Source organism: Streptomyces sp. CNP082, from assembly GCF_059570535.1.
In genome coordinates this window covers 54,148-78,611 of record NZ_JCANSZ010000033.1, presented here as the reverse complement: position 1 = coordinate 78,611, position 24,464 = coordinate 54,148, and the positions used below count along the sequence as shown (strand labels likewise).

Here is a 24,464-nt window from a genome sequence, read left to right as displayed (position 1 = left end):
CGGGCGCGGGCGTGAACTTCCCGGCGCTTTCTACCCGGCTCTGCGCGTGTGCCGCCTGGCCGTGTTCGTTCTGCGCCCGCTTCGCCTCCGTTTCTGCTCACTTGCGGGCGGCTCCGGATGCGCGTGCGGGGCGGCACAATCGATGACATGAGCCTGTTGCGACGTAGGACCGCCGCCTCCGCGCCCGCCCCCGCCGACCGGACCGTGACCCTCATCGGCAAGCCCGGCTGCCATCTGTGCGATGAGGCGCGCGAGGTGGTCGTCTCCGTCTGTGCGGAGCTGGGTGCCGGCTGGCAGGAGAAGGACATCACGCAGGACGAGGAGCTGTACCGGCGCTACTGGGAGCAGATCCCGGTGGTCCTCGTGGACGGTGAGCAGCACGACTTCTGGCGGGTCGACCCGGACAGACTGCGCAGGGCGCTGCGGTCGTGAGCCACATGGTGACGCCCGTCACTTTGCCCGGACAAAGCGGACACTATCTTTGTGCACGCGTTCACAAAGGCATAGCCTTCTCCCATCAGTGCGGTTTCGCCCCGGCGGGCCGTACGCGGCACCGCGCTAGCGTCAGGAGCACTGTGGCAACTGGCCGAACTCACCGAACGGCGACCCGAAGCCGAGGGATCCCCGAGGCCACCGTCGCCCGGCTTCCGCTCTATCTGCGGGCCCTCACGGCGCTTTCCGAGCGCTCCGTGCCCACGGTCTCCTCCGAGGAACTGGCCGCCGCCGCCGGCGTCAACTCGGCGAAGCTGCGCAAGGACTTCTCGTACCTCGGCTCCTACGGCACCCGCGGCGTCGGCTACGACGTCGAGTACCTCGTCTACCAGATCTCCCGCGAGCTGGGCCTGACCCAGGACTGGCCCGTGGTCATCGTCGGCATCGGTAACCTCGGCGCCGCCCTCGCCGGCTACGGCGGCTTCGCCTCCCGCGGCTTCCGCGTCGCCGGGCTCATCGACGCCGACCGGGCCATGACCGGCAAGCAGGTCGCGGGCCTGACCGTGCGGCACACCGAAGAACTGGAGCCGCTGATCAAGGAGAGCGGTGTCTCCATCGGCGTCATCGCCACCCCGGCGGGCGCCGCGCAGGCCGTCTGCGACCGGCTGGTGGAGGCGGGCGTCACCTCGATCCTCAACTTCGCGCCGACCGTGCTGAACGTCCCCGACGGCGTCGACGTGCGCAAGGTCGACCTGTCGATAGAGCTGCAGATCCTCGCCTTCCACGAGCAGCGCAAGGCCGGTGAGGAGGCCGAGCTGCGCGAGGCGGAGGCCGCCGCGGCGCAGGGCGGTGCGCGCGGGGCGGCGGCTCCCGCCGCCGTGAAGAAGCGCACCGGGCAGGGGCCCGACGGGGACGTGCCCGCCGTGATGCCCGCATGAGTGTCCTCGTCGTCGGCCTCAGTCACCGCAGTGCGCCCGTGAGCGTGCTGGAGCGGGCCTCGCTCGCGCCGGACGCGCGCGCGAAGCTGCTCGCGGACGCGGTGGCCGCGGCTGCGGTCACCGAGGCGGCGGTGCTGGCCACGTGCAACCGGATCGAGCTGTACGCGGCGGTGGACAAGTTCCACGCGGGCGTCGCCGAGCTGTCGACGCTGCTGGCGCAGCACGCGGGCGCGAGCCTGGAGGAGCTGACGCCGCACCTGTACGTGCACTACGAGGACCGCGCCGTGCACCACCTGTTCACGGTGGGCTGCGGGCTGGACTCCATGGTCGTCGGCGAGGGGCAGATCCTCGGGCAGATCAAGGAGTCGCTGGCGCTCGGGCAGCAACTGAACACCGCGGGCCGGACGCTGAACGATCTCTTCCAGCAGGCGCTGCGGGTCGGCAAGCGGGCGCACAGCGAGACGGGGATCGACAAGGCGGGGCAGTCGCTGGTGTCGTTCGGCCTCGCGCAGCTCGCGGCGGGCGCGCCCGTGGGCGAGTGGGTGGCGGGGCGCCGTGCGCTGGTGATCGGCGCGGGGTCGATGTCGTCGCTGGCGGCGACGACGCTGGCGCGGGCCGGGGCGGCGGAGCTGGTGATTGCCAACCGCACGTACGAGCGCGCGGAGCGCCTGGCGGCGGGCCTGAGCGGGTCGCCTCCGGCGGGGGCGGCCGGTTCGGCTGGGGCGATCCCGGCGCAGCCGTCCCGCGCGACGGAGGGACCGGTGGCCCGTGCGGTGCGGGTGGAGGACATCGCGGACGAGTTGGTGGCCGCGGACGTGGTCGTGTCGTGCACGGGCGCGACGGGCCTGGTGCTGACGGCCGACGACGTCCACGCCGCGCTGCGCCGCCGCGCCGGAGGCGGTCTCGCTCTGCTTGACCTGGCCATGCCCCGTGATATCGATCACGCGCTGCACCAGACGTCCGACGTCCGGTTCGTCGACATCGAGGCCCTCGCCGGGGCCTCCGCCGATGAGCCCATGGCCGCCGACGTGGACCAGGTACGGGCCATCGTGGCCGAAGAGGTCGAGGTTTTCGGGGCCGCGCAGCGCGCCGCCAGCATCACGCCCACCGTCGTCGCCCTGCGGACCATGGCCCAGGACGTCGTCGCGGGCGAGATCGCCCGTTTGGAGGGTAGGCTGCCCGGGCTCGACGAACGTCAGCGGGCCGAGGTGGCGCAGACCGTGCGCCGCGTCGTGGACAAGCTGCTGCACGCGCCGACCGTACGGGTCAAGGAGCTGGCCGCCACCCCCGGTGGAGCGGGGTACGCGGACGCCCTGCGGGAGCTCTTCGACCTCGACCCGGCCGCCGTCGACGCCGTCAGCCGCGCGGACTCCGGCCGCGCGGCGGCCAGCGCACGCAGTGAACGGGAGCCGTCATGACCGCAGCCAAGCCGACGCCGGCGCAGGAGGCCGGGGCGCAGGGAGCCCCGCGCTTCCAGCGTCCGCTGCGCCTCGGCACGCGGCGGAGCAAGCTTGCGCTCGCGCAGTCCGGGCAGGTTGCCGAATCGGTACGCCGCCTCACCGGGCGCCCCGTCGAGCTGGTCGAGATCACCACGTACGGGGACGTGTCCCGCCAGCACCTGTCCGAGATCGGCGGCCAGGGCGTCTTCGTCGCCGCCCTGCGCGAGGCCGTGGTGCACGGCGAGGTGGACCTCGCGGTGCACTCGCTGAAGGACCTGCCGACCGAGCAGCCCGAGGAGCTGGTCATCGCCGCCGTGCCGCCCCGCGAGGACCCGCGCGACGTGCTCGTCGCCCGCGACGGCCGCGGCTTCGAGCAACTGCTCGCCGCCGGCGGCCGGCCCCGTATCGGCACCGGCTCGGCGCGCCGCGCCTGCCAGTTGCACGCCTGGGCCCGCTCCCTGGGCGGTGCGATCGAGACCGTCCCGGTCCGCGGGAACGTCGACACCCGCATCGGGTACGTGCACCAGGGCGAGCTCGACGCCGTCGCGCTCGCCGCCGCGGGGCTCAGCCGCCTCGGCCGGCTGGCCGAGGCCAGCGAGCTGATCCCCCTCGACGCAGTCTTGCCCGCCCCCGGCCAGGGGGCCCTGGCGGTCGAGTGCGCCTCGTCGAGCGCGCGCCTGGCCGCCCAGCTCGCGGAGCTCGACGACCCGCAGACGCGGGTCGCCGTCACCGCCGAGCGGACGCTGCTCGCCGCCCTGGAGGCCGGCTGCAGCGCGCCCGTGGGCGCGCTCGCCGACCTGCACGCGGAGGGTCCCTCCGGGGCCGGCAAGGGCACAGCGTCCACACTCACCGAGATGCGCCTGCGCGGCGTCGTCGGCACCCCCGACGGCTCCGCGCTGGTGCAGATGTCCGCCACCGGCCCCGTGCCGGCGTCGTACGACGACGCCGTGGCGCTCGGACGCGAGCTCGCGGAAGAGATGCTCGCCAAGGGCGCGGCCGGTCTGATGGGGGAGCGACCTTGAGCCCCACGCCTTCGACCCGTAAGGCCAGCGCGTCGGCGCGCACCACAGCGACCGGCGCGGCCCGCCCGCCCGGACCCGCCGCCCGCGGGCACGTCACGTTCCTGGGCGCCGGACCCGGAGATCCCGGACTGCTGACGCTGCGCGCCGTGGAAGCACTGTCCGCCGCGGACGTCCTGATCGCCGATCCGAAAGTCCTCGCCGTCGTACGCGCCCACGCGCGCGCCGGCGCGGTCACGCCGCACACGTCGGCGCCTGCCGCCGCGGTGCATACGTCGGCGGCCGAGGGGGACGACGAACCGCCAACGGCCGCTGACGCAGGCCATCTTGTCATGGAGGCCGCGCGCGCCGGCAGGCGGGTCGTGCATGCCGTCGCGGGCGATCCGGGCCTCGACGGCGGCGCCGCGCACGCGATGCGCGCGTGCGCCGCCGAGGGCATCTCCTTCGAGGTGGTGCCCGGCGTCGCGACCGCCGTCGGCGTGCCCGCGTACGCCGGCGTCCCGCTGCACGACCCGCAGGGCACGGACGTCCGCGTCGTGGACGCCGCGACCGCCTCGGAGCAGATGTGGGGCGAGGCGGGCGCGAGCGACTGCACGCTGGTGGTGCAGACGTCCCTGGAGGCCACCGCGGCGGCGGCGCGCGAGCTGGTCGCCGCGGGCCGCAAGCCGGACACCCCGATGACGGTCACGCTCGCCGGCACGACGACGCGGCAGCGGACGTTCAGCGCCACGCTCGGCAGCGTCGCGCAGGTGCTGAAGTCGGCGAAGGTGCTGCCGTCCCCGGACGCCGGACAGGCCGTGATAGCGGTCGTCGGGGAGCAGAGCGCGCCGGCCCGCCGCGAGCAGTTGGCCTGGTTCGAGTCCAAGCCGCTCTTCGGCTGGCACGTGCTCGTGCCGCGGACGAAGGAGCAGGCCGCGTCGCTGTCCGAGCAACTGCGCTCGTACGGCGCCGTGCCGCACGAGGTGCCGACCATCGCCGTGGAGCCGCCGCGTACCCCGCAGCAGATGGAGCGGGCGGTCAAGGGCCTGGTCACCGGGCGGTACGAGTGGATCGCCTTCACCTCCGTCAACGCCGTCAAGGCGGTACGGGAGAAGTTCGAGGAGTACGGGCTCGACGCCCGCGCTTTCGCCGGGATAAAGGTCGCCGCGGTCGGCGAGCAGACGGCGGCGGCGCTGGTGGAGTTCGGCGTACGGCCCGACCTGCAGCCCAGCGGCGAGCAGTCCTCGCACGGGCTGCTGGAGGACTGGCCGCCGTACGACCCGGTCTTCGACCCGATCGACCGGGTGTTCCTGCCGCGCGCCGACATCGCTACCGAGACACTGGTGGCGGGGCTGAAGGAGCTGGGCTGGGAGGTCGACGACATCACCGCGTACCGCACGGTGCGCGCGTCGCCGCCGCCGGCCGAGACCCGCGAGGCGATCAAGGGCGGCGGGTTCGACGCCGTGCTGTTCACCTCGTCCTCGACGGTACGGAACCTCGTCGGCATCGCCGGCAAGCCGCACAACGTCACGGTCATCGCCTGTATCGGCCCGGCGACGGCGAAGACCGCGGAGGAGCACGGGCTGCGGGTCGACGTCATGGCGCCGGAGCCGTCCGTGCACAAGCTGGCCGAGGCGCTGGCGGAGTTCGGCGCGCGGCGCCGGGCGGCGGCGCTTGAGGCCGGGGAGCACGTCACCCGGCCCAGCGAGCGCAGGCCGCGGCGGCGGGCGCGTACGACGACGACCGGCTGACGGGGCTGACGGGGCCCGGGAGCCGGGCGGAACCGGCGGGGCCGCGGGCTTCCCGGGAGCTGACGGGGGCCGCCGCGGGGCCCTCCGGCGGGGGCGTACGGTGGATGCATCCGGCCCCCCGCCGCCAGATGGGGGGCGCGTCCGTGCGTGCTCCCCGGTCAGGCGGGGCGCGGGGCGCATCCGGAGTTTCGCCCACGGAGGTAAGCACACGTGTCCGACACCGACGTCCCTGTCGCCGGTCCCGTCATCCGCCCGCGGCGGCTGCGCACCACGCCCGCCATGCGGCGCATGGTCGCCGAGACCCGGCTGCACCCGGCGGAGCTGATCCTGCCGGCCTTCGTACGCGAAGGCACCGACGAGCCGGTGCCGATCGCCTCGATGCCCGGCGTCGTGCAGCACACCCGCGACACCCTGAAGAAGGCCGCCGCCGAGGCGGTCGCCGCGGGCATCGGCGGGATCATGCTCTTCGGCGTGCCGGAGGAGCACAAGAAGGACGCGATCGGCTCGGCCGGCACGGACCCCGACGGCATTCTCCAGGTCGCGCTGCGCGACGTGCGCGCGGAGGTCGGGGACGACCTGGTGATCATGTCCGACGTGTGCCTGGACGAGACCACCGACCACGGGCACTGCGGGGTGCTGGACGCCGCCGGCCGGGTCGACAACGACGCGACGCTGGCACGGTACGCGGAGATGGCCGTCGTGCAGGCGGACGCCGGGGCGCACGTGCTGGGGCCCAGCGGGATGATGGACGGCCAGGTCGCGGTGATCCGCGAGGCGCTGGACCGGGCGGGGCACCAGGACGCGGCGGTCCTCGCGTACACCGTGAAGTTCTCCTCCGCCTTCTTCGGGCCGTTCCGCGAGGCGGTCAACTCCTCGCTGCGCGGCGACCGGAAGACGTACCAGGAGGACCCGCCGAACGGCCGCGAGGCGCTGCGGGAGCTGGCTCTCGACCTCGCCGAGGGCGCGGACATGGTGATGGTCAAGCCGGCGGGGCCGTATCTCGACGTGCTGCGCCGGGTGGCCGACGAGGCGGACGTGCCGGTGGCGGCGTACCAGATCTCGGGCGAGTACGCGATGGTCGAGGCGGCGGCGGAGCGCGGCTGGATCGACCGGGACGCGGCGATGATGGAGACGCTGACGGGGATCCGGCGGGCCGGGGCGCAGATGATCCTCACGTACTGGGCGGTCGAGGCGGCCCAGAAGCTGCGCGGCTGACGCTCCGCGGGGCTGCGGGGCGTCAACCGCGTCGCCGGGCCGGTCGGCGCGGAGCCGGCCGGGTCCCCTGTCGCCGACCGGTCCCGCCGGGACCGGCAGCGTCGGCGGCGGTGTCGTGTAGCGCGGGTTCTGTCCCCGTCCGGGGCCTGAGGGCCGCCGGGCTGCGCGCCGCAGCCGGGCCGCAGGGGCGGCCCGGCCGGTGAGGCCGCTGGAACCGGGCCGCCGGGGCGGTGTCGGGTCGTGGCCGGCCTCCGTGCCCCTGCCGCCCCGGTTGGTACGGGACCGCGTCAGCGGCGCCGCGCCCGCAGCACCGCGTCGTGGTACTCGACGGGCTCGCCGCCATGCGGCTCGTGGCCCACGGGGGCCCGCCGGGTCCTGACCTCCGCCACGGCGATCTCCCAGTCCGCCGGTGCCAGGTCCGCCGCCACGTCCTCCGCGGTGAAGTGCACCTCCGGGTGCTCCGCGGTGATCTCCGCGGCGCGCGGGTCCGTGTGGTGGTGGCCGACGACGAGCAGCGTGCCGCCCGGCGCGACGGCCGCCGCGAGGCCGCGGAGCAGCGCCTGGCGGGATGCCGTCGTGTGTACGTAGTGCGTGGTGACCAGGTCGAACGGCCCGCCGGCCGGCGCGGTGCCGGTCAGGTCGGCCCGTATCCACGTCATGCGCCCGGCGACCTCCGCGCCGCGCGCCTCGGCGTGGGCGCGGGCGCGGTCCAGTGCGGTGGCGGAGATGTCCACCGCGGTCACCCGCCAGCCGCGTTCGGCGAGCCAGACGGCGTCGCCGCCCTCGCCGCAGCCGGCGTCCAGGGCGGTGCCCGGCGGCAGGTCCGTGACCTCGGCGACGAGCTGGGTGTTGGGCCGGCCGCTCCAGATCGCGGTCCGGCCGCGGTACTTCTCCTCCCAGTACGCCTCGCCGAACTCTTCCGTCGGGTTCGTCATCCTCATCTCCCTCAATGTCGGTACGTGCGTCAGACCAGAGCGCGGCGGGCGGCGACCGCCCGGCGGGCGTCCTCGGCGGCGAGGTCGGCGTTGATGTGCGCGCCGGCCATGGCACCGGCCGACGCGACGGCGTGGACCTGGGCCATCGGGTCGGTGACGTTGCCGGCGGCCCACACGCCGGGGACGTCGGTGCGGCCGGTGGCGTCGGCGGGGAAGTGCTCGCCCGCGCCGGTCGGGTGCGCGACGGGCGTGAGGCCCAGGCCGGCCAGGAACCCGCCGCGGGCCACCATGCGCGGGGCCACCGCGAGCGCCTGGCGCGGCACGACGGTGCCGTCCGCGAGCCGTACGCCCGTGAGCCGGCCGCCGACGGCCTCCAGGGCCGTGACCTCGCCGGTGACGACGCGCACGCCGAGGGCGGCCAACTGCTCGGCGTCCTCGCCGGCCGGGGGCTGCGTGGTGTGCACGAAGTACGTGACGTCGGCGCTCAACTGCCGGAACAGCAGCGCGTGGTGCATGGCCGCCGGCCCCGTCGCCAGCAAGCCGATCGCCTGGTCGCGGACCTCCCAGCCGTGGCAGTACGGGCAGTGCAGCACGTCCCGGCCCCACAGCTCCCGCAGGCCGGGCACGGGGGGCAGCTCGTCGACGAGGCCGCTGGTGACGAGGAGGCGCCGGGCGCGTACGGACCGGCCGTCGGCGAGGGTGACGGTGAAGCCACCGGCGCCGCCGCCGTCCGCGCCGTCCCCTTCGCCGTCCGCTGCGTCGTCGTCCGCGTCGTCGTCCGGGTCGCTGGTGACCCCGGTGACCTCGCCGGTCACCACGTGGCCTCCGTAGCCGCGGACCTCAGCCCGCCCGCGTGCCAGCAGCTCGCCCGGCGGCATGCCCTCGCGGCCCAGCAGTACGTGCACGCCCTCCGCCGGGGCGTTGCGCGGCTCACCCGTGTCGATCACCGCCACCGAGCGGCGGGAGCGGGCGAGCATCACGGCGCCGCTCAGTCCGGCGGCGCCACCGCCGACCACCGCCACGTCGTAGCTCGGTGCAAGTTCACCGGTCATCTCGGCCGTGTCCGTCACGTCGATCACCTCCATGCCGACGACCATGCGGCCGGACCCGCAGAAGGTGCAAACGCTTTTGCCGTTATGGCAAACTGTTCGTATGGCTGACACAGGCAGCACCCCCGACCCCGGCGCCGAGCCCGCCCCCGCCCTCGCCGCCGTCGGCCCCCGGCTGCGCGAGCTGCGCCGCCAGGGCGAGTCGACGCTCGCCGAGCTGTCCGCGGCCACCGGCATCTCGGTGAGCACCCTGTCCCGGCTGGAGTCCGGCAGCCGCCGCCCCACGCTGGAGCTGCTGCTGCCGCTGGCCCGTGCCCACGGCGTCACCCTCGACGAGCTCGTCGGCGCCCCGCCCACCGGTGACCCGCGCATCCACATGCGGCCGGTCACCCGCAACGGCATGACGATGCTGCCGCTGTCCCGCCGGGCCGGCGGCATACAGGCGTACAAGCTGATCCTGCCGGCGAGCAGCGGGCGCCGGGAGCCGGATCTGCGCACGCACGAGGGCTACGAGTGGATGTACGTGATGAGCGGCCGGCTGCGCGTCGTGCTCGGCGAGCACGACCTGATCCTCGAACCCGGCGAGGCGGCCGAGTTCGACACCCGCGTGCCGCACTGGTTCGGCGCCGCCGACGACGAGCCGGTGGAGTTCCTCAGCCTCTTCGGCGGCCAGGGCGAACGCGCCCACCTGCGCGCCCGGCCGAAGTCGGCGTCCTGACCGGCACTTACCGGTCCGCTACCGGTCCTTCAGCGGACGGCGAGCACCGTCTTCGCCGGGGCGGTCCGGTTCTCCAGCGCCGCGTGCAGCTCGGCCACCCGGTCCAGGGGCAGCACGGCGGGTGCGGGCTCGGCTACGGCACCGCTGCGTACGAGGCCGACCACCGCCGACAGCGCGGCGCCCACCCGCTCCGGCACGGCGTGGGCGACGCCGCCGAGGCTCAGGCCGAGGAGCTGCCGGCTGTTCAGCCACACCGCGTCGCCCGATAGGGCGGGGTCCTGGCCGCTGGCGTTGCCGACGAGCACCTGCCGGCCGAAGGGCGCCAGCAGGCCGAAGGCGCGGGTACGGAGGTCGCCGCCGACCGGGTCGATCACGACGTCGACGCCCCCCGCCCCGGCGATCTCCGCGACCGCCGCCTCCAGGTCGGCGGCCAGCACGAGGTCCGTCCACTCGCCGCCGTCCGCCGGCTTCCTGGCCTCGCTGCCGAACACGCCGACGACCCGGCGCACCCCGTGCGCGGCGGCCAGCCGCCCGGTGATGCTGCCGAGCCCGCCGCCGGCGCCCAGCACCAGCACGGTGTCCCGCTCGGTGGCGCGGGCCAGGTCGTGCAGCGCGAGCCACCCCGTGACCCCGTTGATCAGCACCGCGCACATCCGGGCCAGATCGGCGCCCTCAGGCAGCACGGTGGCCATCGAGGCGTGCGCGACGGCCACCTCGGCGTAGCCGCCGGCCCGCGGGCCGCGTCCGAAGTCGTTGAGCAGCACCCCGACCGGCGCACCCGGCTCGAACCCGGTGACCCCGGGACCCGCCTCCCGCACGTGCCCGGCGGCCTCGATCCCCGGCACGAACGGCAGGGGCAGCTCGAAGGCCCCCGCGCGGAACAACGTGTCCACGAACCCCACGCCCGCGTACGAGACGTCGACCGTTATCTCACCCGGGCCGGGCGTCGGCGCGGGCGTCTCCGTCACACTCAGCGACTCGGCGGGTCCGGGCTTCTCCACCACAACGGCACGCATCAGGCTCACTCCTGTTCGGAAAGGAACGTCTGCAGGACGGCGGTCAGTTCGGCGGGGGCGTCCTCCTGGACCAGGTGGCCCGCGCCCTCGAACAGCTCCAGCCGGGCGCTTGGGATGAGGGCGGCCAGCTCGTGGGCCTTGGCGACCGGGATCCAGGTGTCTTCCGTGCCCCAGCAGACGAGCGTGGGCAGGCGGATGCCGCCGTAGCGGGGCTGGATCTCGTCGGTGTAGCGCTGGTCGGCCTGGGCGATCTGGCGGTAGAACGCCGGGCGGCCGGCGTCGTCGGTCCAGGGGGCGACGAGGGCGTCGAGGACGGCGGGGTGCAGGCCGGGGCCGCCGGTGGTGCCGATGTACTCGCGGACCAGCGCGGTGTGCAGCGCGGCCGGGAGCTGCTCGAAGACGGGGGCGTGGTCCCGTACGAGGCGGAAGAACGGGGAGCCCCAGGGGGCGAGGGCGACGGGGTCGACGAGGGCCAGCGCGCGGTACGCGGCGCCGTGCAGGAGGTGCGCGCGCAGCGCGACGGCACCGCCGAAGTCGTGCGCGACGACCAGCGGCTCGTCCAACTGCCAATGATCTAGCAGTTGGACGAAGATCCGCCCCTGCGCGTCGAGTGAGACGTCCTGCCCGTCGCGCTTCTCCGACTGCCCGTATCCGGGCATGTCCCAGACATAGACCTCACGCCCCCGCGCCAGCGCGCGGGCGACGGCCCGCCAGGTGTACGAGGACCACGGCGTCCCGTGCAGCAGCACCACGGGCCGCGCCCGATCGGCGGCCCCCTCGGCGGGGCCGAGCCGGTCCCAGCGGACCTCACCGACGTCACTGGCGAAGGTCCGCGGCAACTCCCAGTCGCTCATGACGATCAGCGTACGTGAGCAGTTCCGCGGCCATCGCGCGATGGTTCGCCATGTGCGTGGATGTGCTGCTTCAGGCGTCGGCGCGGCCAACGTAGAGCTGGGCGGCGGCCATGGCCTTGGGGCCCCAGGTGACGTTCACTCGTCGGAGCCGAAGACGCGGCGGCGGGCTTCGGCGGCGGGCACCGTGTCGCCGGTCTGTCCCAGCGCCCGGCGCAGCTTGTACGCGAGGACCGCGTTGGCTTCCTCCAGATCCGCCAGCTCATCGGCGTTGATCAGCACTGCGGCGGTGGGGTCTGAGGAATACGGCGGCGAGTGCGGTGGGCTGATCCCCGGGTCGGTCACGCGGCGCGAGTGTGGAAGCTGACCGCGGTTCCGCCGCCGACGGTGAGGCGCAGGTCGACGTCCGCTTCCAGTGCCTGGGCGAGGCGGGCGAGCAGAGCGGGGCGGAAGCTGTCCGGATCGCCCAGCTCCACACCTTCGAGCTCGTCGACGGAGATCCCGAGGCGCTCGGCGAGTTCGCTCTCCGAGAGGCCCAAGGCCTCCCGCCGGTCGTGCACCGCCTGCCCCAGGGCCAGGCATAGCCGGACCAGCTCGCGCTCGCCGACAACCTCGGGCGGCTCGGCATGCCCGTGAGCGAATTTGCGTTCCCGCGCGAGCTTCCAGCGGCTGTGGTTCATGGACGACGCACCTCCGTGTGGCGAGTGTAGAGCTGCGTGGCCCGTCCGTGCTCGGCCTCGCACAGCTTCTGGACCCGGTGCGCCCGCTCGACTTCCTCGGCTTCGCGCATCTTGGTCTTGTGGAAGACCGTCAGCAGGACGATGCGCCTCTCAGGTGCGAGCCAGTAGGTGACCCGTGTGGAACGGCCGCCGAGCCGGAAGCGCAGCTCGCGGAGCTTTCCGCCGAGGTGCCGTGAGTGCGGCTCCCCCAGGGTCGTCGGAGCGTCGACGAGCATGCCGACCTTCTCCTCCACCTGTAGGTAGAGCCGGAGGTACAGATCCTCAAGCCAGGCTCTGACCTCGGCTTCGACCTCGACGATGTACGGCGACTCATCCTGGCGCACCCCCGCACGCTAGACCCGGCCCGGCAGCGCCGGACGGCGAACCGGCTCTCGTCACCCGTTCGAGGCTGCGGCCTCAGAGGCGCTCCGGGGTGCGGATGCCGAGGAGGGCCATGCCGGTGTGGAGGGTCTGGGCGGTGAGGTCGCTGAGGAAGAGGCGGTTCTCCACCTGGGCCGGGGTGTCCGCCTTCAGGACCGGGCAGTGCTCGTAGAAGGTCGTGAAGAGCGACGCCAACTGGTAGAGGTACGCCGCGATCTTGTGCGGTGCGTACTCCTCCGCCGCCTCCGCGACCACCGCCGCGAAGCCGTCCGCGTGCAGGCCCAGCGCCCGCTCCGCCGGCTCCAACGGCAGCTCCGGGTGGGGCGCCGGGGTGGCCGTGTCGCCGGCGCGGCGGAGGATGGAGTGGATGCGGGCGTACGCGTACTGCAGGTAGACCGAGGTGTCGCCGTGGAGGGACACCATCTGGTCCAGGTCGAACTTGTAGTCCCGGACCGCGGACGTGGACAGGTCCGCGTACTTCACCGCGCCGATGCCCACCTGCGCACCGCGCTCCGCGATCTCCGCCTTCGTCAGCGGCGGCACCGCCTTGTCAGCCTTCTCCCGCACGACCGCCGAAGCCCGGTCGATCGCCTCGTCGAGCAGGTCCTCCAGCCGCACCGTCGTGCCCGCCCGGGTCTTGAACGGCTTGCCGTCCTTGCCCAGGACCGTGCCGAAGGCGAGCTGCGCCGCCGTCACGTCGCCGTCGAGCCAGCCCATCCGGCGGGCCGTCTCGAAGACCATCCGGAAGTGCAGCGACTGCCGGTGGTCCACGACGTAGAGCAGGTTCTGCGCCTTGAGGTTGAACACCCGGTCGCGGATGGCGGACAGGTCGGTGGCCGCGTAGCCGTAGCCGCCGTCGGACTTGCGCACGATCAGCGGGACCGGCTGGCCGTCCTGGCCCTTGATGTCGTCGAAGAAGACGCACAGCGCGCCCTCGGAGTCGACCGCGACGCCGGCCTCGGCGAGCAGCTCGCAGGTCTCGTCCAGCATGTCGTTGTAGCCGGACTCGCCGACGATGTCGGCGTCCCTGACCTCCATGTCGAGCTTGTCGAAGACGGAGAAGAAGTACAGCTTCGACTCGTCCACGAACCGCTGCCACAGCGCCCGCGTCTCCGGGTCGCCCGACTGCAGCGCTACGACCCGGCGCCGGGCCCGCTCCTTGAAGGCGTCGTCGGCGTCGAAGACGGCGCGGGCGGCCTTGTAGAGCCTGTTGAGGTTCGAGGCGGCCTCTTCGCCGGAGACGGCGGCGCCGTCCGCTGCGCCGTGGTCCAGCTCGTGCGGGTGCTCGTCCAGGTACTGGATGAGCATGCCGAACTGCGTACCCCAGTCGCCGATGTGGTGGCGCCTGACCACGGTCTCGCCGGTGAACTCCAGCAGCCGTACGACCGAGTCGCCGATGACGGCCGAGCGCAGGTGCCCGACGTGCATCTCCTTCGCGACGTTCGGCTGCGCGTAGTCGACGACGGTCGTGCCGGGGGCGTCCGCGTACGGGACGCCGAGGCGGTCGTCCGCGGCGCGGGCGGCGAGGTTCGAGGTGATCGCCGCGTCCGTCACCGTCATGTTGAGGAAGCCGGGCCCGGACACCTCGATCTCCGCGAGCACGTCGCCCGCGTCGACCTCCGCGGCGACCTGGCCGGCCAGCTCCCGCGGGTTGGCCTTCAGCCGCTTCGCCAGCGCCAGCATCCCGTTGGCCTGGAAGTCCGCCCGGTCGCTGCGTCGCAGCATGGGGTCTCCCCAGCCCGAAGGGCGAGGGGAAGGGTCCGCGGGGTTGCCGGACAGGGTTGCCCCGATAGCGTCGGCGACGCGCTGACGGACCCGGGTCGCGAGGGACGGGACTGAGGCCATGTTCGTGATCGCCGCTTCCTTCGGGAGGTGGGACGGGCCCTCAGTATCCCATGCAGGGCCAAGTGATTTGTTTGGGAGAATGGGGGCACGCAAGCTCCGCAAAGAAGGCGCTGAGAAGCGCTGAGAGAGCGCTGAGAGAGGAAGTACAGGACTGTGGGTGCCACCGCCGAGGCCGCCGACTGGGTCTCCCGTTTCGCCGACGAGGTCATCGCCGAGGCGGAGCGTCGAGCCCCCGGCAAACCGGTGGTCTGCGCCTCCGGCCTGTCCCCCTCGGGGCCGATCCACCTCGGCAACCTGCGCGAGGTGATGACCCCGCACCTGGTGGCCGACGAGATCCGCCGCCGCGGCGTCCCCTGCGAGCACCTGATCTCCTGGGACGACTACGACCGCTTCCGCAAGGTGCCCGTCGGCGTCGAGGGCGTGGACGAGTCCTGGGCGGAGCACATCGGCAAGCCGCTGACCTCCGTGCCCGCGCCCGCGGGCAGCCCGTACGAGAGCTGGGCCGCGCACTTCAAGGCGGCCATGGAGGGCGCGCTCGCCGAGATGGGCGTGGAGTACCGGGGCATCAGCCAGACGGAGATGTACACGTCCGGCGCGTACCGGGAGCAGATCCTCTTCGCGATGAAGCACCGCGCCGAGATCGACGCGGTCCTCGCAGAGTTCCGCACGAAGCCGAAGCCGCAGAAGAGGCAGCAGAAGCCCGTGGACGAGGCGGAGCTGGTGGCGGCCGAGGGCTCCGGCGCCGCCGACGAGGACGACGGCCTGACGGCCGGCGGCGCGTACTACCCGTACAAGCCGTACTGCGGGGTCTGCGGGCGCGACCTGACGACGGTCACCGCCTACGACAGCGAGACCACCGAGCTGACATACACCTGCGCCTGCGGCCACGGCGAGACGGTGCGGCTCGCGGAGTTCGACCGCGGCAAGCTCGTGTGGAAGGTCGACTGGCCGATGCGCTGGGCGTACGAGGGCGTGGTGTTCGAGCCCTCCGGCGTCGACCACCACTCGCCCGGCTCCTCCTGGAACGTCGGCGGCAAGCTCGTCGGCATCTTCGGCTGGGAGCGGCCCATCGGCCCGATGTACGCGTTCGTCGGCATCAGCGGCATGGCGAAGATGTCGTCGTCGAAGGGCGGCGTGCCGACGCCCGCCGAGGCGCTGGAGATCATGGAGCCGATGCTGCTGCGCTGGCTGTACGCGCGGCGGCGGCCGAACCAGTCCTTCAAGGTCGCCTTCGACCAGGAGATCCAGCGGACGTACGACGAGTGGGACGCCCTCGTCCGCAAGGTCGGCGCGGACACGGCCCAGCCGGGGGACGTCGCGGCGTACGAGCGCGCCGCGGGCACGGCGGCCGGGCCGCTGCCGGCGACGCCGCGCCCGCTGCCGTACCGGATGCTCGCCTCGGTGACCGACGTGACCGCCGGTGACGACGAGCAGACCCTGCGCATCCTCGCCGACGTCGACCCGGATCGTCCGCTGACGTCGCTGGCCGAGGCGCGACCGCGGCTGGACAAGGCGGAGCGCTGGATCACCACGCAGGTCCCGGCGGACCAGCGGACGCAGGTGCGCAAGGACGCGGACGCGGAGCTGCTGGCGTCGCTCGGCGCGGACGAGCGGGAGCTGCTGCGGCTGCTGCTGGCCGGCCTCGACGAGCACTGGTCGCTGGACGGGCTGACGTCGCTCCTGTACGGGGTGCCCAAGCTGCGCGCCGGGCTGCCGGCGGACGCGAAGCCGACGCCGGAGCTGAAGGCGGAGCAGCGGGCGTTCTTCGCGCTGCTGTACCGGCTGCTGGTGGGCCGCGACACGGGGCCGCGGCTGCCGACGCTGCTGCTGGCGGTGGGGCAGGAGCGGGTGCGGGAGCTGCTGGGCGGCTGACGCCGGGGGCGCCGGGGGGGGCGCGGGGGGCGCCGCCGGCAGGTCAGGCGGTGCCCATGCCCTGGTTGTAGCGCTCGCGCAGCTCGGGGAGGTACGTGCGCAGGTAGCGCTCGCTGAGCGCGCTGCCGTCGGCGTACCGCACGCCGTGGACGTCGCGCAGGTAGCGGGCGAACGGCCGCGGGGACGGGAAGCGGCCCTCGTCGAGCACGAACTGGCGGTAGAAGCCGAAGAGCGCGTCGTCGTACGGAATGCCGTCGGGCAGGCCGACGACCTCGGTGGGGTCGTCGACGGCGACCGGCTCGGGCTCGGGCTCCGGTTCGGGCTCGGGTTCCGGGGGCGGCGGGGCGACGAAGGACGGCGCCTGCGGCGCGGACCGCGGATGGCCGTTGACGGCGGCGGGGGCGCGCAGGTCGCGGCGGGGCGCCGGGCCGGGGATGGTGGCGGCGGGCTCGGGCAGGGGCAGCGGCCCGGGTTCCGGTACGGGGACGGGCGCGGGGGCCGAGACCGGGGCGTAGGCGGTGGCGGGGGCGGACTGCGTCGGCTCGGCGTGCGGCGCGGGTGCGGGTGCCGGGGCCGGGTACGCGGCCTGGGCGGGCGCCGGCTGTCCGGCGTACCCGGCGTATGCGGTCTCCGCGACCTGCGTGGGCTGGGCGGAGTGCGCGGTCTCCGCGGGCTGGGCGGTCTGGGCGGCGCGTATCGGCGCCGCGGCCTGGGCAGGCTGTGTGACCGGTCCGGGGTGCGTGCGCTCTACGGGCTCGGCGACCGGCGCCGCCTCCGTCCCCCGTACCGGCCCGCCCTCCAACTCCGCCCTCGCCCCCGGGGGGCGCAGCGGCGCGTCGATGCCCGCCGCCGCCAGGCCCGCCTGCGCCGTCTCCGCCAGCGGCACCCCGTACCGCGCCAGCTTCAGCGGCATCACCGCCTCCACCGGCGCCCGCCGCCGCCACGCGCGGCCGTAGCGGGCGCGCAGCCGGGCGCGGTAGACCATGCGGTCCTGTTCGAGGCGGATGACCTCCTCGTACGACCGCAGCTCCCACAGTTTCATCCGGCGCCAGAGCCGGAACGTGGAGGGGAAGGCCAGCAGCCAGCGCGAGACGCGCACGCCCTCCATGTACTTGTCGGCGGTGATGTCCGCGATCCGCCCGATCGCGTGCCGCGCCGCCTCCACCGCCACCACGAAGAGCACCGGGATGATCGCGTGCATCCCGACGCCCAGCGGGTCGGGCCAGGCCGCCGCGCCGTTGAACGCGATCGTCGCCGCCGTCAGCAGCCACGCCGCCTGCCGCAGCAGCGGGAACGGGATGCGTATCCACGTCAGCAGCAGGTCGAGGGCCAGCAGCACCACGATGCCCGCGTCGATGCCGATGGGGAAGAAGGCCGCGAAGTCGCCGAAGCCCTTCTTCTCGGCGAGGTCGCGCACGGCCGCATACGAGCCGGCGAAGCCGATCGCCGCGATCACCACCGCGCCGAGGACGACGACGGCGATGAGTATGCGGTGCGTCCGGTTCATGCGTATCGCAGGAGCCCTGTCCACGCGCCGTTCCCTCTCCGCTGGCGATCACCGGCCGCCCCGGGACCGGCCCGGAGCCACGCTAGCCTCGCACGGCTGTACGGGCTTGCGTATGCAGGTTCGGTCACTTGACCGCCGTCAGGGCCTCCTTGGTCGCCTTCTCGGCGTCCTTGAGCAGGTCGGCGGCCTTGGGCTGATCCGAGCCCTGGAAGCCGGCGCCCTGGTAGTTGACGCTGACGACGACGTTCTCGTGCAGGGCGACGACGATCTGCTTGCGGTAGTCCTGCTTGTCCTTGGTCGTCTCGTACGTAAACTTCGTGGCCTTCTCGCCCAGCCCGGACGCCGCCGAGGACTGCATGCCCTTGGCGCCCTCGGTGGCCTCGGCTGCCGCGATCTGCTTGCCGTAGTACTCCGCGGCGCGATCGGCGCCGCTGCCGACCGCCGGGTCGGAGTCGTAGCGCTGGTAGGAGACGTCGAGCCAGCGCCACTGGTAGCCCTTCAGGCCGGTCCAGGAGCAACTGCTGCGCTGCGCGGTGTCGGCGGACTTCCCGGCGGTGCCTGCGGTGCTCTTCGCGCCCGGCACCAGGTCCTTGATGCTGTCCTCCGCGAGCGCGTCGCAGGGGTCGGGGAGCTTGGCGAACTTCGCCGGCTCGATCTGCGGCTCGCTGCTCTCGGGGGACTCGGCGGCGCTGCTCGGATTGCTGCTGTCGCCGATGCCGCCGTCGTCGGAGGAGGAGCAGCCGGCGGTGACGAGTATCACGGGCACGGCCGCGGCGGCCAGGGCTCGGGGGATGCGGGTCGTAGCGCGGTGCATGGGTCCTTCATCACTCGGTCGTCGGAGCGGCCCGCGAGCGGGGGGCGCGACGCCCTGGGGCCGGGCGTCTCGCGGGCTCCGGCTAGCGAGCGTACCCGCAGCCGCCGACGGCGTACGGCGGTCCGGGCGGCCGGGGGATTCAGCCGGCGAGCTGGCCGGCGAGCTGCTCGGCCACCTGCTGGGCGCGCTGTTGCAGCTCAGCGCTGTCCGGCGGCTCGCCGCCCGCGGTGTGCCACTGGTCGTACGTGACGGTCACCACGACGTTCGACGTGCGGAACACCACTGTCACCTCGCGCTGCACCCCGGAGGTGGCGCCGGCGGTCCTGTCGTCGAGGAACGACTCGTCGCCGATGTCGTCGAGGAGGCGGGGGGCGATGGTCTCGGCGGGGCTGGAGCCGTCGTCGGGACTGGAGCTGTCGTCGGGGGAGCCGGTGCCGGAGGCGTCGCCCGTACCGTCGCCGGGGCTCTCGTCCGGGCCGCCGGCCGTGCCGTCCTCGGAGCCTTCGCCGCCCGCGCCGGAAGCGGGGGCGTCCGTCGCGTCCCCGCCCTTGCCGCCGGTCGGCGGGTCGTTGTCGTCCGTGGCGCCGCCGGAGGCGCTGCCGGTGTCGGCCTTGTCCGGCAGGTCGGGCGCGCTGCTCGACACGTCGACGTCGTGCTCCCGGGCCCGCTCCGCGTAGATCTGGGCGGCCTGTTCGTCGTCGCTGACCTCGTCGTCGTACGACACGATCCGCTCGAACTGCAGCTCCAGCTTGTGCCCGCCTTCCGTGGTCTCCCGCTCCCAGCGGCAGCCCACCTGCCGGTCGGCGTCGTACGTCAGGTCCGGCTCGCCCGCCAGGACCTCCTCGGCGTCGTCGGCCTCGTCGTCGCTCGCCTCGTTCGCCCCCGGCAGCAGGTCCTCCAGCGTGCCGGTGCTCAGTGCCGTGCACGGCTCGGGCAGCGTCGTGTACTTCCCCGACGGCACCGGTGCGGAACTGGCGCCGGCCCCGCCGGACTGGCTGTCGACGGCGCCGCTGCTCTCGTCGGAGCCGGTGCAGCCGGCCGTCGCGACCGCGAGCACGGCGGCCGTCGCGACGGCCTGCGCGAGTGCCCTTCGCTGCACGGGAGAAGGCTCCTTCCGACTTCAGGACATGGTGCCGCCCGCGGGTGGCAGACGACCACCATGTTTATCGCACGTCCGGCCCGTTCGTCCGGTCGGGTGTCCGGTACCGGGCGGTTGACCCGCCTATCTTGTCCCATGGGCGCGGGAGACGGGCATTCCGTACGCCGTTCCGCACGTCATTGCGCACGTCATTGCGCACGTCATTGCGGGCTGCGCGCGGGGATGTTCCAGCCGAGGAGCACCGGCCGGTCGTGCTCCGTGCCGAGGACGGACAGCGTCGCCGTCTCCAGCCGGTACAGCGCGCCGGCGGCCGGGTGCTGGCCCAGCCGGCGGGCGGTGAGGACGCGCAGGACGTGTCCGTGGGCGACGAGCAGCACGTCGCCGACCGCGTCGTGGAGCGCCGCGTCGGCGACGGCCAGCACCTCGTCGCAGCGGTGGCCCACGGCCGCCAGCGTCTCGCCGGGGTGGCCGGGGCCGCCCGCCGGGACGCCGTCGTGCCACAGGTTCCAGCCCGGGCGCCCGGCCTGGATCTCGGGGGTGGTCAGGCCCTCGTAGCCGCCGTAGTCCCACTCCTGCAGCCGCGGCTCCAGCACCGTGCCGCGGCGGCCGGGCAGCGCCAGCTCCGCCGTGCGCACCGCGCGCTGCAGGGGGCTGCACAGCACCGCGGCGATGCGGCGGCCGGCGAGCACCGGGGCCAGCGCGCGGGCCTGGTCCTCGCCGACGTCGGTCAGCGGCAGGTCCGTACGCCCCGTGTGGCGGCCGGTGCGGCTCCACTCGGTCTCGCCGTGCCGTACGAGCAGCAGGTCACCCATGGGCGGCTGGTCCTCCTTGCTTTCTCCGCGGTTCTCTCCGCGGTTCTCTCCGCGGTTCTCTCCGCGGTTCTCTCCGCGGTGTCAGGGGTGGGAACGCCCGGGGGCGGTCGCCGAGTTGCCCGCCGGCGGGCCGGTCTCCCCTGCGGTACGGGCCCGGGGCGCGGCAGCACGTCCTTCCCGCGGCGGCGGCGATACGACGACTCTCCCGCCCCGCGGGCGCGGCGGCTGCCGCGGCGCGGCCGTTCGGGTGCCGGTGCCGGTGCCGGGGTCTGTGCCGGTGCCGGGGTCTTACGGCTCGCGGTGCACCTTGTAGTTCGACGCCTGCGCCCGGGGCCGTACGACCAGCAGGTCGATGTTCACGTGCGCCGGCCGGGTCACCGCCCAGGTGATCGTGTCCGCCACGTCCTCCGCCGTCAGCGGCTCCTTCACGCCCGCGTACACGGCGGCGGCCTTCTCCTCGTCGCCGCGCATCCGCGTCACCGCGAAGCCCTCGGTGCGGACCATCCCCGGCGCGATCTCTATGACCCGCACGGGCCGGCCGTTCAGCTCCAGCCGCAGGGTCTGGGCGACGCTGTGCTCGGCGAACTTCGCGGCGACGTAGCCTCCGCCGCCCTCGTACACGCCGTGGCCGGCGGTGGAGGTGACGATGAGGACCGTGCCGTCGCCGGAGGCGACGAGGGCGGGCAGCAGCGCCTGGGTGAGGTTGAGCGTGCCGATGACGTTCACCTCGTACATCGCCCGCCAGTCGGCCGGGTCGCCGGCCTCGACCTGCTCGGTGCCCAGCGCGCCGCCGGCGTTGTTGACGAGGACGTCGATGGAGGGGAAGCCTTCGAGGGAGGCCGCGAAGGCGTCCACGGCGGCGCGGTCGGTGACGTCCAGGGCGTACGCGGTCGCCGAGTGCCCGGCGGCGGTCAGCTCGGCGGCGAGTGCGTCGATACGGTCCTTGCGGCGGGCGGTGAGGACGACGTGGTGGCCGGCGGCGGCGAGCTGGCGGGCCGTGGCCGCGCCGATGCCGCTGCTCGCTCCGGTGACGACTGCGGTAGGCATACCGCAAGGATAAGCAGGTCGGCGGGGGTTCCGGCGGGGCGGGCTGCGGTACGTCACGACCCTGCCGAACGACCCTGCCGACGCCGCCGGACACCCCGGGGCCCGACCGCGCGGCGCCGGACAGCCCGGAGCCCGGGCCCCCGGCGAAGGTCCCCGCGGAGTGAGCCCGCCGCGCCCGCCGGTGCACGTCACGGGTACGCACTCCGGGTAACCCCCAAGTCAAAAGCGAACAAATCACCCGCGAGGCCCGAGTTTTGCTCAACGAGGTGAGTCCGGTGCGCCCGGCCGCTGCCGTCGCGCGCCCGCCGGTGCGCGGGGCGAGCCCGGCCGTGCACCCGTCCACGGCGTAAGACGGGCTGCACAGCGGCGGTCCCCGCGTGCGAGGCTGTGAGCTTGCGAGCTGCGAGCGCGCGGACAGCGGCCGGGAGGAGCGCCGATGTATCTGGTGGCGGGAGCGGGGGGCAACGTCGGGACCGAGGTGGTCAGGGCGCTGGCCGAGCAGGGCGCCGGGGTACGTGCGCTCAGCCGCCGCGGCGAACTGCCCGGGCTGCCCGCGCGCGCCACCGCCGTGGCCGGCGACCTCGACGACCCCGAGTCGCTCGCCGGGCCCCTCGAAGGTGTCGACGGCGTCTTCCTGCTGCCCGGCTACCGCGACATGCCCGGCCTGCTCGCCCAGGCCGTCCGCGCCGGGGTGAGCCGCGTCGCGCTGCTCTCCGGCCGCTCCGCCGCCAGCGGGGACATGGGCAACGCCGTCACCGCGTACATGACCCGCTCCGAGGAGGCCGTCCGCGCCGCCGGCATTCCCTGGACCGTTGTGCGCCCCAGCGCCTTCGCCGCCAACGCCCTGCGCTGGCTGCCGCAGTTGCGCTCCGGCGACGTGGTGCGCGGCCCCTTCGCCGACGTGCCGGTCGCCTGCATCGACCCGTACGACGTGGGCGAGGTCGTCGCCGACACGCTCCTGGGCGACGGCCACGAGGGCAAGGTCTACGAGCTGTCCGGCCCCGAGCCGCTGCTGCCCGGCGAGCAGGTGACCGTCCTCGGCGACGTGCTGGACCGCCCGCTGCGCTTCGAGGCGCTGGACGACGCGACCGCCCGCGCGGAGATGACGGCTGCGATGCCGCGGGAGTACGTGGACGCCTTCTTCGACTTCTACCGCGGCGGCGCGCTGGACGAGTCGCCGGTGCTGCCGACGGTGTACGACATCACCGGGCGGGAGCCCCGTACGTTCGAGCAGTGGGCCCAGAACCACGCCGACGCCTTCGCCGTCTGATCACCTCAGCCGCCCTCCGGCGATGAGTTTTCGCGTACCGCGCGGTCAGTTCTCACAGCGGGTGCCGCGGAAGCGACCAGAGAGGGCGGATCGGCGATGGCTACGGCGAACACGGCGGCCGAGGAGGACTTCCTCCGGCTGTCCGACCCCTACCGGCGCGAGCTGCTGGCGCACTGTTACCGCATGCTCGGCTCCGTACACGACGCCGAGGGCCTGGTGCAGGAGACGTACCTGCGCGCCTGGCAGTCGTACGGCCGCTTCGAGGGCCGCTCCTCGCTGCGCACCTGGCTGCACACCATCGCCACCCGCGCCTGCCTGACCGCCCTGGAGCGGCGGCAGCGCCGCCCCCTGCCCACCGGCCTCGGCGGCCCCGGCGACGACCCGGCCGGGCAGCTCACCGAGCGGCCGGAGGTGCCGTGGCTGGAGCCGGTGCCGGACACGCTGGTGGAGCCGGCGGACGCCGACCCGGCGGCGGTCGTCGGGTCGCGGGAGTCCGTGCGGCTCGCGTTTGTCGCCGCCCTGCAGCACCTGCCGCCGCGGCAGCGCGCGGCGCTGCTGCTGCGGGACGTGCTGCGCTGGACGGCCGCGGAGGTCGCCGAGCTGCTGGGTACGTCGGTGGCGTCCGTCAACAGCGCATTGCAGCGCGCGCGGGCGCAGTTGGAGAAGGCCGCGCCGAGCGAGGAGTCCGTCGCCGAGCCGTCCGACGCGGCGCGGCGCGAGCTGCTGGACTGCTACGTCGAGGCGTTCGTGACCAAGGACGTAGGGGAGATCGTGCGCCTCTTCACCGAGGACGTGGTCTGGGAGATGCCGCCGGTCCCGGAGTGGTTCCGCGGGCCGGAGCAGGTGGCGACGCTCGTCGCCGTGCAGTGCCCGTACGCGCCCGGAAACGCGCGGCTGCTGCCGGTGGGCCTCAACGGGCAGCCGGGCTACGCCTTTTACACCCGCGGTCCGGACGACCTCCACGGCGTCTTCCGGCCGTTCGCGCTGCACGTGCTCACGTTCGCGCCCGGCGGGCGCGGCATCGCGCACGTCGGCTGCTTCTTCGACACGTCCCTGTTCGCCGCCGCCGGTCTGCCGGCGGTCCTGACCGACGGGTCGCTGACGGACGGCTCGCTGACCGACGGCTCCCTGGCTGACGGGGGGCGCCGATGAGGCCCAGCGGGAGCGTGCCCACGGCGCTGCTCGGCGGCGTGGCGCTGCTGGAGCGGTCGGTGACGTACGCCCTGGGCGTGCTGCACCGGGTCGGCCCCGGCGACCTGCGGCGGCCCACGCCGTGCGCGCAGTGGGACCTCGGGCAGCTCCTCGCGCACGTCGGCGACTCCATCGCCGCGCTCAACGAGGCTGCGGACACCGGCCACATCGCCCTCAAGCCGCAGGCCGCGTACAGCCTCGCCGACCCGGTTATGGCGGTACGGGACCGGGCCAGGCGGCTGCTCGGCGCGTGGGCGGCGGTGCGGCGGCGGGAGCTGGTGACGGTCGGCAGCCTGCCGCTGGCGGCGGCGGTGGTGACCTGCACGGGTGCGCTGGAGCTGGCGGTGCACGGCTGGGACCTGGCCCGCGCCAGCGGGCAGCGGGAGGAGGTGCCGGCGGCGCTGGCGGAGGAACTGCTGGCGCTGGCACCGCTGTTCGTGACCGCGGAGGACCGGCCGGTGCGGTTCGCGGCGGTGCAGTGGGTGCGGGAGGGCGCGGAGCCGGGGGAGCGGCTGGTGGCGTACCTGGGGCGGCGGCCGGACTGGGCGGGGTGAGGGGGGTGGCC

24 protein-coding genes are annotated in these 24,464 nt (G+C 74.2%); 11 read left to right on the top strand and 13 right to left on the bottom strand.

The genetic code is table 11. The features are described from left to right. Positions 1-147: 147 nt before the first annotated feature. From B124_RS24315 to hemB, 6 genes are all read left to right on the top strand, one after another. Positions 148-432: a glutaredoxin family protein gene (locus B124_RS24315; protein WP_496505066.1), complete on the top strand. Its 285-nt coding sequence runs from the start codon at positions 148-150 to the stop codon at positions 430-432. Positions 433-575: 143 nt separating this feature from the next. Beyond that, a complete protein-coding gene (locus B124_RS24310) occupies positions 576-1,370 on the top strand; it encodes a redox-sensing transcriptional repressor Rex (RefSeq protein WP_496505065.1) in 795 nt (264 codons plus the stop codon). Next, positions 1,367-2,788: a glutamyl-tRNA reductase gene (locus B124_RS24305; protein ID WP_496505064.1), complete on the top strand. Its 1,422-nt coding sequence runs from the start codon at positions 1,367-1,369 to the stop codon at positions 2,786-2,788. Before B124_RS24310 ends, B124_RS24305 begins: the two co-directional genes overlap by 4 nt. Then, positions 2,785-3,831 (top strand): hydroxymethylbilane synthase, encoded by a 1,047-nt coding sequence (gene hemC / locus B124_RS24300; RefSeq protein ID WP_496505063.1) that lies wholly within the window; start codon positions 2,785-2,787, stop codon positions 3,829-3,831. The genes B124_RS24305 and hemC overlap by 4 nt, the downstream gene beginning before the upstream one ends. Further along, a complete protein-coding gene (locus B124_RS24295; RefSeq protein ID WP_496505062.1) occupies positions 3,828-5,558 on the top strand; it encodes a bifunctional uroporphyrinogen-III C-methyltransferase/uroporphyrinogen-III synthase in 1,731 nt (576 codons plus the stop codon). Before hemC ends, B124_RS24295 begins: the two co-directional genes overlap by 4 nt. Before the next feature lie 210 nt (positions 5,559-5,768). After that, complete coding sequence (gene hemB / locus B124_RS24290) at positions 5,769-6,773, top strand: porphobilinogen synthase (RefSeq protein WP_496505061.1); 1,005 nt, start codon at positions 5,769-5,771, stop codon at positions 6,771-6,773. 287 nt (positions 6,774-7,060) lie between these two features. On the opposite strand, the gene B124_RS24285 is transcribed toward hemB, so the two are convergent. Together B124_RS24285 and B124_RS24280 are read right to left on the bottom strand one after the other, a co-directional pair. Next, the gene (locus tag B124_RS24285; protein ID WP_496505060.1) at positions 7,061-7,708 is read right to left on the bottom strand and encodes a class I SAM-dependent methyltransferase; all 648 of its coding nucleotides are present in this window, start codon (positions 7,706-7,708) and stop codon (positions 7,061-7,063) included. A gap of 29 nt (positions 7,709-7,737) precedes the next feature. Further along, a complete protein-coding gene (locus B124_RS24280; RefSeq protein ID WP_496505059.1) occupies positions 7,738-8,805 on the bottom strand; it encodes an NAD(P)/FAD-dependent oxidoreductase in 1,068 nt (355 codons plus the stop codon). A gap of 55 nt (positions 8,806-8,860) precedes the next feature. Here B124_RS24280 and B124_RS24275 point away from each other — a divergent pair, with 55 nt between their 5' ends. Beyond that, positions 8,861-9,475, top strand: coding sequence for a helix-turn-helix domain-containing protein (locus B124_RS24275; protein ID WP_496505058.1), 615 nt, complete (start codon positions 8,861-8,863; stop codon positions 9,473-9,475). 29 nt (positions 9,476-9,504) lie between these two features. Here the strand turns inward: B124_RS24275 and B124_RS24270 are convergent, their stop codons facing one another. The 6 genes from B124_RS24270 to argS form a co-directional block, all read right to left on the bottom strand. Then, complete coding sequence (locus tag B124_RS24270) at positions 9,505-10,491, bottom strand: quinone oxidoreductase family protein (RefSeq protein ID WP_496505057.1); 987 nt, start codon at positions 10,489-10,491, stop codon at positions 9,505-9,507. Between the two features lie 5 nt (positions 10,492-10,496). After that, a complete protein-coding gene (locus B124_RS24265; RefSeq protein WP_496505056.1) occupies positions 10,497-11,345 on the bottom strand; it encodes an alpha/beta fold hydrolase in 849 nt (282 codons plus the stop codon). A 135-nt stretch (positions 11,346-11,480) separates the two neighbouring features. Further along, positions 11,481-11,687, bottom strand: coding sequence for a hypothetical protein (locus tag B124_RS24260; protein ID WP_496505055.1), 207 nt, complete (start codon positions 11,685-11,687; stop codon positions 11,481-11,483). Continuing rightward, on the bottom strand, positions 11,684-12,022 hold the full coding sequence (locus B124_RS24255) for a helix-turn-helix domain-containing protein (protein ID WP_496505054.1): 339 nt from the start codon (positions 12,020-12,022) through the stop codon (positions 11,684-11,686). The genes B124_RS24260 and B124_RS24255 overlap by 4 nt, the downstream gene beginning before the upstream one ends. Beyond that, positions 12,019-12,405 carry a type II toxin-antitoxin system RelE/ParE family toxin gene (locus B124_RS24250; protein ID WP_496505053.1) on the bottom strand — a complete coding sequence of 129 codons (387 nt, stop codon included), beginning with the start codon at positions 12,403-12,405 and terminating at the stop codon, positions 12,019-12,021. The genes B124_RS24255 and B124_RS24250 overlap by 4 nt, the downstream gene beginning before the upstream one ends. 73 nt (positions 12,406-12,478) lie before the next feature. Then, positions 12,479-14,287 carry an arginine--tRNA ligase gene (argS, locus tag B124_RS24245; protein WP_496505052.1) on the bottom strand — a complete coding sequence of 603 codons (1,809 nt, stop codon included), beginning with the start codon at positions 14,285-14,287 and terminating at the stop codon, positions 12,479-12,481. Between the two features lie 153 nt (positions 14,288-14,440). Between argS and lysS the strand changes: the two genes are divergently transcribed. Then, complete coding sequence (gene lysS, locus B124_RS24240) at positions 14,441-16,159, top strand: lysine--tRNA ligase (RefSeq protein WP_496505051.1); 1,719 nt, start codon at positions 14,441-14,443, stop codon at positions 16,157-16,159. A 43-nt stretch (positions 16,160-16,202) separates the two neighbouring features. Here the strand turns inward: lysS and B124_RS24235 are convergent, their stop codons facing one another. The 5 genes from B124_RS24235 to B124_RS24215 all read right to left on the bottom strand — a co-directional run bounded on the left by B124_RS24235 (position 16,203) and on the right by B124_RS24215 (position 21,438). Next, complete coding sequence (locus B124_RS24235) at positions 16,203-17,666, bottom strand: DUF2637 domain-containing protein (protein WP_496505077.1); 1,464 nt, start codon at positions 17,664-17,666, stop codon at positions 16,203-16,205. 124 nt (positions 17,667-17,790) lie between these two features. Beyond that, positions 17,791-18,480 (bottom strand): DUF3558 family protein, encoded by a 690-nt coding sequence (locus B124_RS24230; protein WP_496505050.1) that lies wholly within the window; start codon positions 18,478-18,480, stop codon positions 17,791-17,793. Between the two features lie 139 nt (positions 18,481-18,619). Further along, positions 18,620-19,579: a hypothetical protein gene (locus tag B124_RS24225; protein ID WP_496505049.1), complete on the bottom strand. Its 960-nt coding sequence runs from the start codon at positions 19,577-19,579 to the stop codon at positions 18,620-18,622. A 200-nt stretch (positions 19,580-19,779) separates the two neighbouring features. After that, entirely contained in the window at positions 19,780-20,391 is a 612-nt protein-coding gene (locus B124_RS24220) for a histidine phosphatase family protein (protein ID WP_496505048.1), read from the bottom strand. 288 nt (positions 20,392-20,679) lie between these two features. Further along, on the bottom strand, positions 20,680-21,438 hold the full coding sequence (locus B124_RS24215) for an SDR family NAD(P)-dependent oxidoreductase (protein ID WP_496505047.1): 759 nt from the start codon (positions 21,436-21,438) through the stop codon (positions 20,680-20,682). Between the two features lie 436 nt (positions 21,439-21,874). On the opposite strand from B124_RS24215, the gene B124_RS24210 reads away from it, so the two are divergent. The 3 genes from B124_RS24210 (at position 21,875) to B124_RS24200 (ending at position 24,453) form a co-directional block, all read left to right on the top strand. Further along, positions 21,875-22,708, top strand: a complete 834-nt coding sequence (locus B124_RS24210; RefSeq protein WP_496505046.1) for an NAD(P)H-binding protein — start codon at positions 21,875-21,877, stop codon at positions 22,706-22,708. A 96-nt stretch (positions 22,709-22,804) separates the two neighbouring features. Further along, positions 22,805-23,860 (top strand): sigma-70 family RNA polymerase sigma factor, encoded by a 1,056-nt coding sequence (locus tag B124_RS24205; RefSeq protein WP_496505045.1) that lies wholly within the window; start codon positions 22,805-22,807, stop codon positions 23,858-23,860. Then, positions 23,857-24,453 (top strand): TIGR03086 family metal-binding protein, encoded by a 597-nt coding sequence (locus tag B124_RS24200; protein ID WP_496505044.1) that lies wholly within the window; start codon positions 23,857-23,859, stop codon positions 24,451-24,453. Before B124_RS24205 ends, B124_RS24200 begins: the two co-directional genes overlap by 4 nt. Positions 24,454-24,464: the final 11 nt, after the last annotated feature.

Bases quoted from the DNA above. Each gene is read 5' to 3' on its own strand.
- B124_RS24265 (WP_496505056.1), bottom strand. From the start codon at position 11,345: ATGAGCGACTGGGAGTTGCCGCGGACCTTCGCCAGTGACGTCGGTGAG.
- B124_RS24235 (WP_496505077.1), bottom strand. From the start codon at position 17,666: ATGAACCGGACGCACCGCATACTCATCGCCGTCGTCGTCCTCGGCGCG.
- B124_RS24285 (WP_496505060.1), bottom strand. From the start codon at position 7,708: ATGACGAACCCGACGGAAGAGTTCGGCGAGGCGTACTGGGAGGAGAAG.
- B124_RS24220 (WP_496505048.1), bottom strand. From the start codon at position 20,391: ATGGGTGACCTGCTGCTCGTACGGCACGGCGAGACCGAGTGGAGCCGC.
- B124_RS24270 (WP_496505057.1), bottom strand. From the start codon at position 10,491: ATGCGTGCCGTTGTGGTGGAGAAGCCCGGACCCGCCGAGTCGCTGAGT.
- B124_RS24200 (WP_496505044.1), top strand. From the start codon at position 23,857: ATGAGGCCCAGCGGGAGCGTGCCCACGGCGCTGCTCGGCGGCGTGGCG.
- argS (WP_496505052.1), bottom strand. From the start codon at position 14,287: ATGGCCTCAGTCCCGTCCCTCGCGACCCGGGTCCGTCAGCGCGTCGCC.
- B124_RS24215 (WP_496505047.1), bottom strand. From the start codon at position 21,438: ATGCCTACCGCAGTCGTCACCGGAGCGAGCAGCGGCATCGGCGCGGCC.
- B124_RS24280 (WP_496505059.1), bottom strand. From the start codon at position 8,805: ATGGTCGTCGGCATGGAGGTGATCGACGTGACGGACACGGCCGAGATG.
- B124_RS24230 (WP_496505050.1), bottom strand. From the start codon at position 18,480: ATGCACCGCGCTACGACCCGCATCCCCCGAGCCCTGGCCGCCGCGGCC.
- B124_RS24275 (WP_496505058.1), top strand. From the start codon at position 8,861: ATGGCTGACACAGGCAGCACCCCCGACCCCGGCGCCGAGCCCGCCCCC.
- B124_RS24255 (WP_496505054.1), bottom strand. From the start codon at position 12,022: ATGAACCACAGCCGCTGGAAGCTCGCGCGGGAACGCAAATTCGCTCAC.
- B124_RS24205 (WP_496505045.1), top strand. From the start codon at position 22,805: ATGGCTACGGCGAACACGGCGGCCGAGGAGGACTTCCTCCGGCTGTCC.
- B124_RS24315 (WP_496505066.1), top strand. From the start codon at position 148: ATGAGCCTGTTGCGACGTAGGACCGCCGCCTCCGCGCCCGCCCCCGCC.
- hemC (WP_496505063.1), top strand. From the start codon at position 2,785: ATGACCGCAGCCAAGCCGACGCCGGCGCAGGAGGCCGGGGCGCAGGGA.
- B124_RS24305 (WP_496505064.1), top strand. From the start codon at position 1,367: ATGAGTGTCCTCGTCGTCGGCCTCAGTCACCGCAGTGCGCCCGTGAGC.
- B124_RS24210 (WP_496505046.1), top strand. From the start codon at position 21,875: ATGTATCTGGTGGCGGGAGCGGGGGGCAACGTCGGGACCGAGGTGGTC.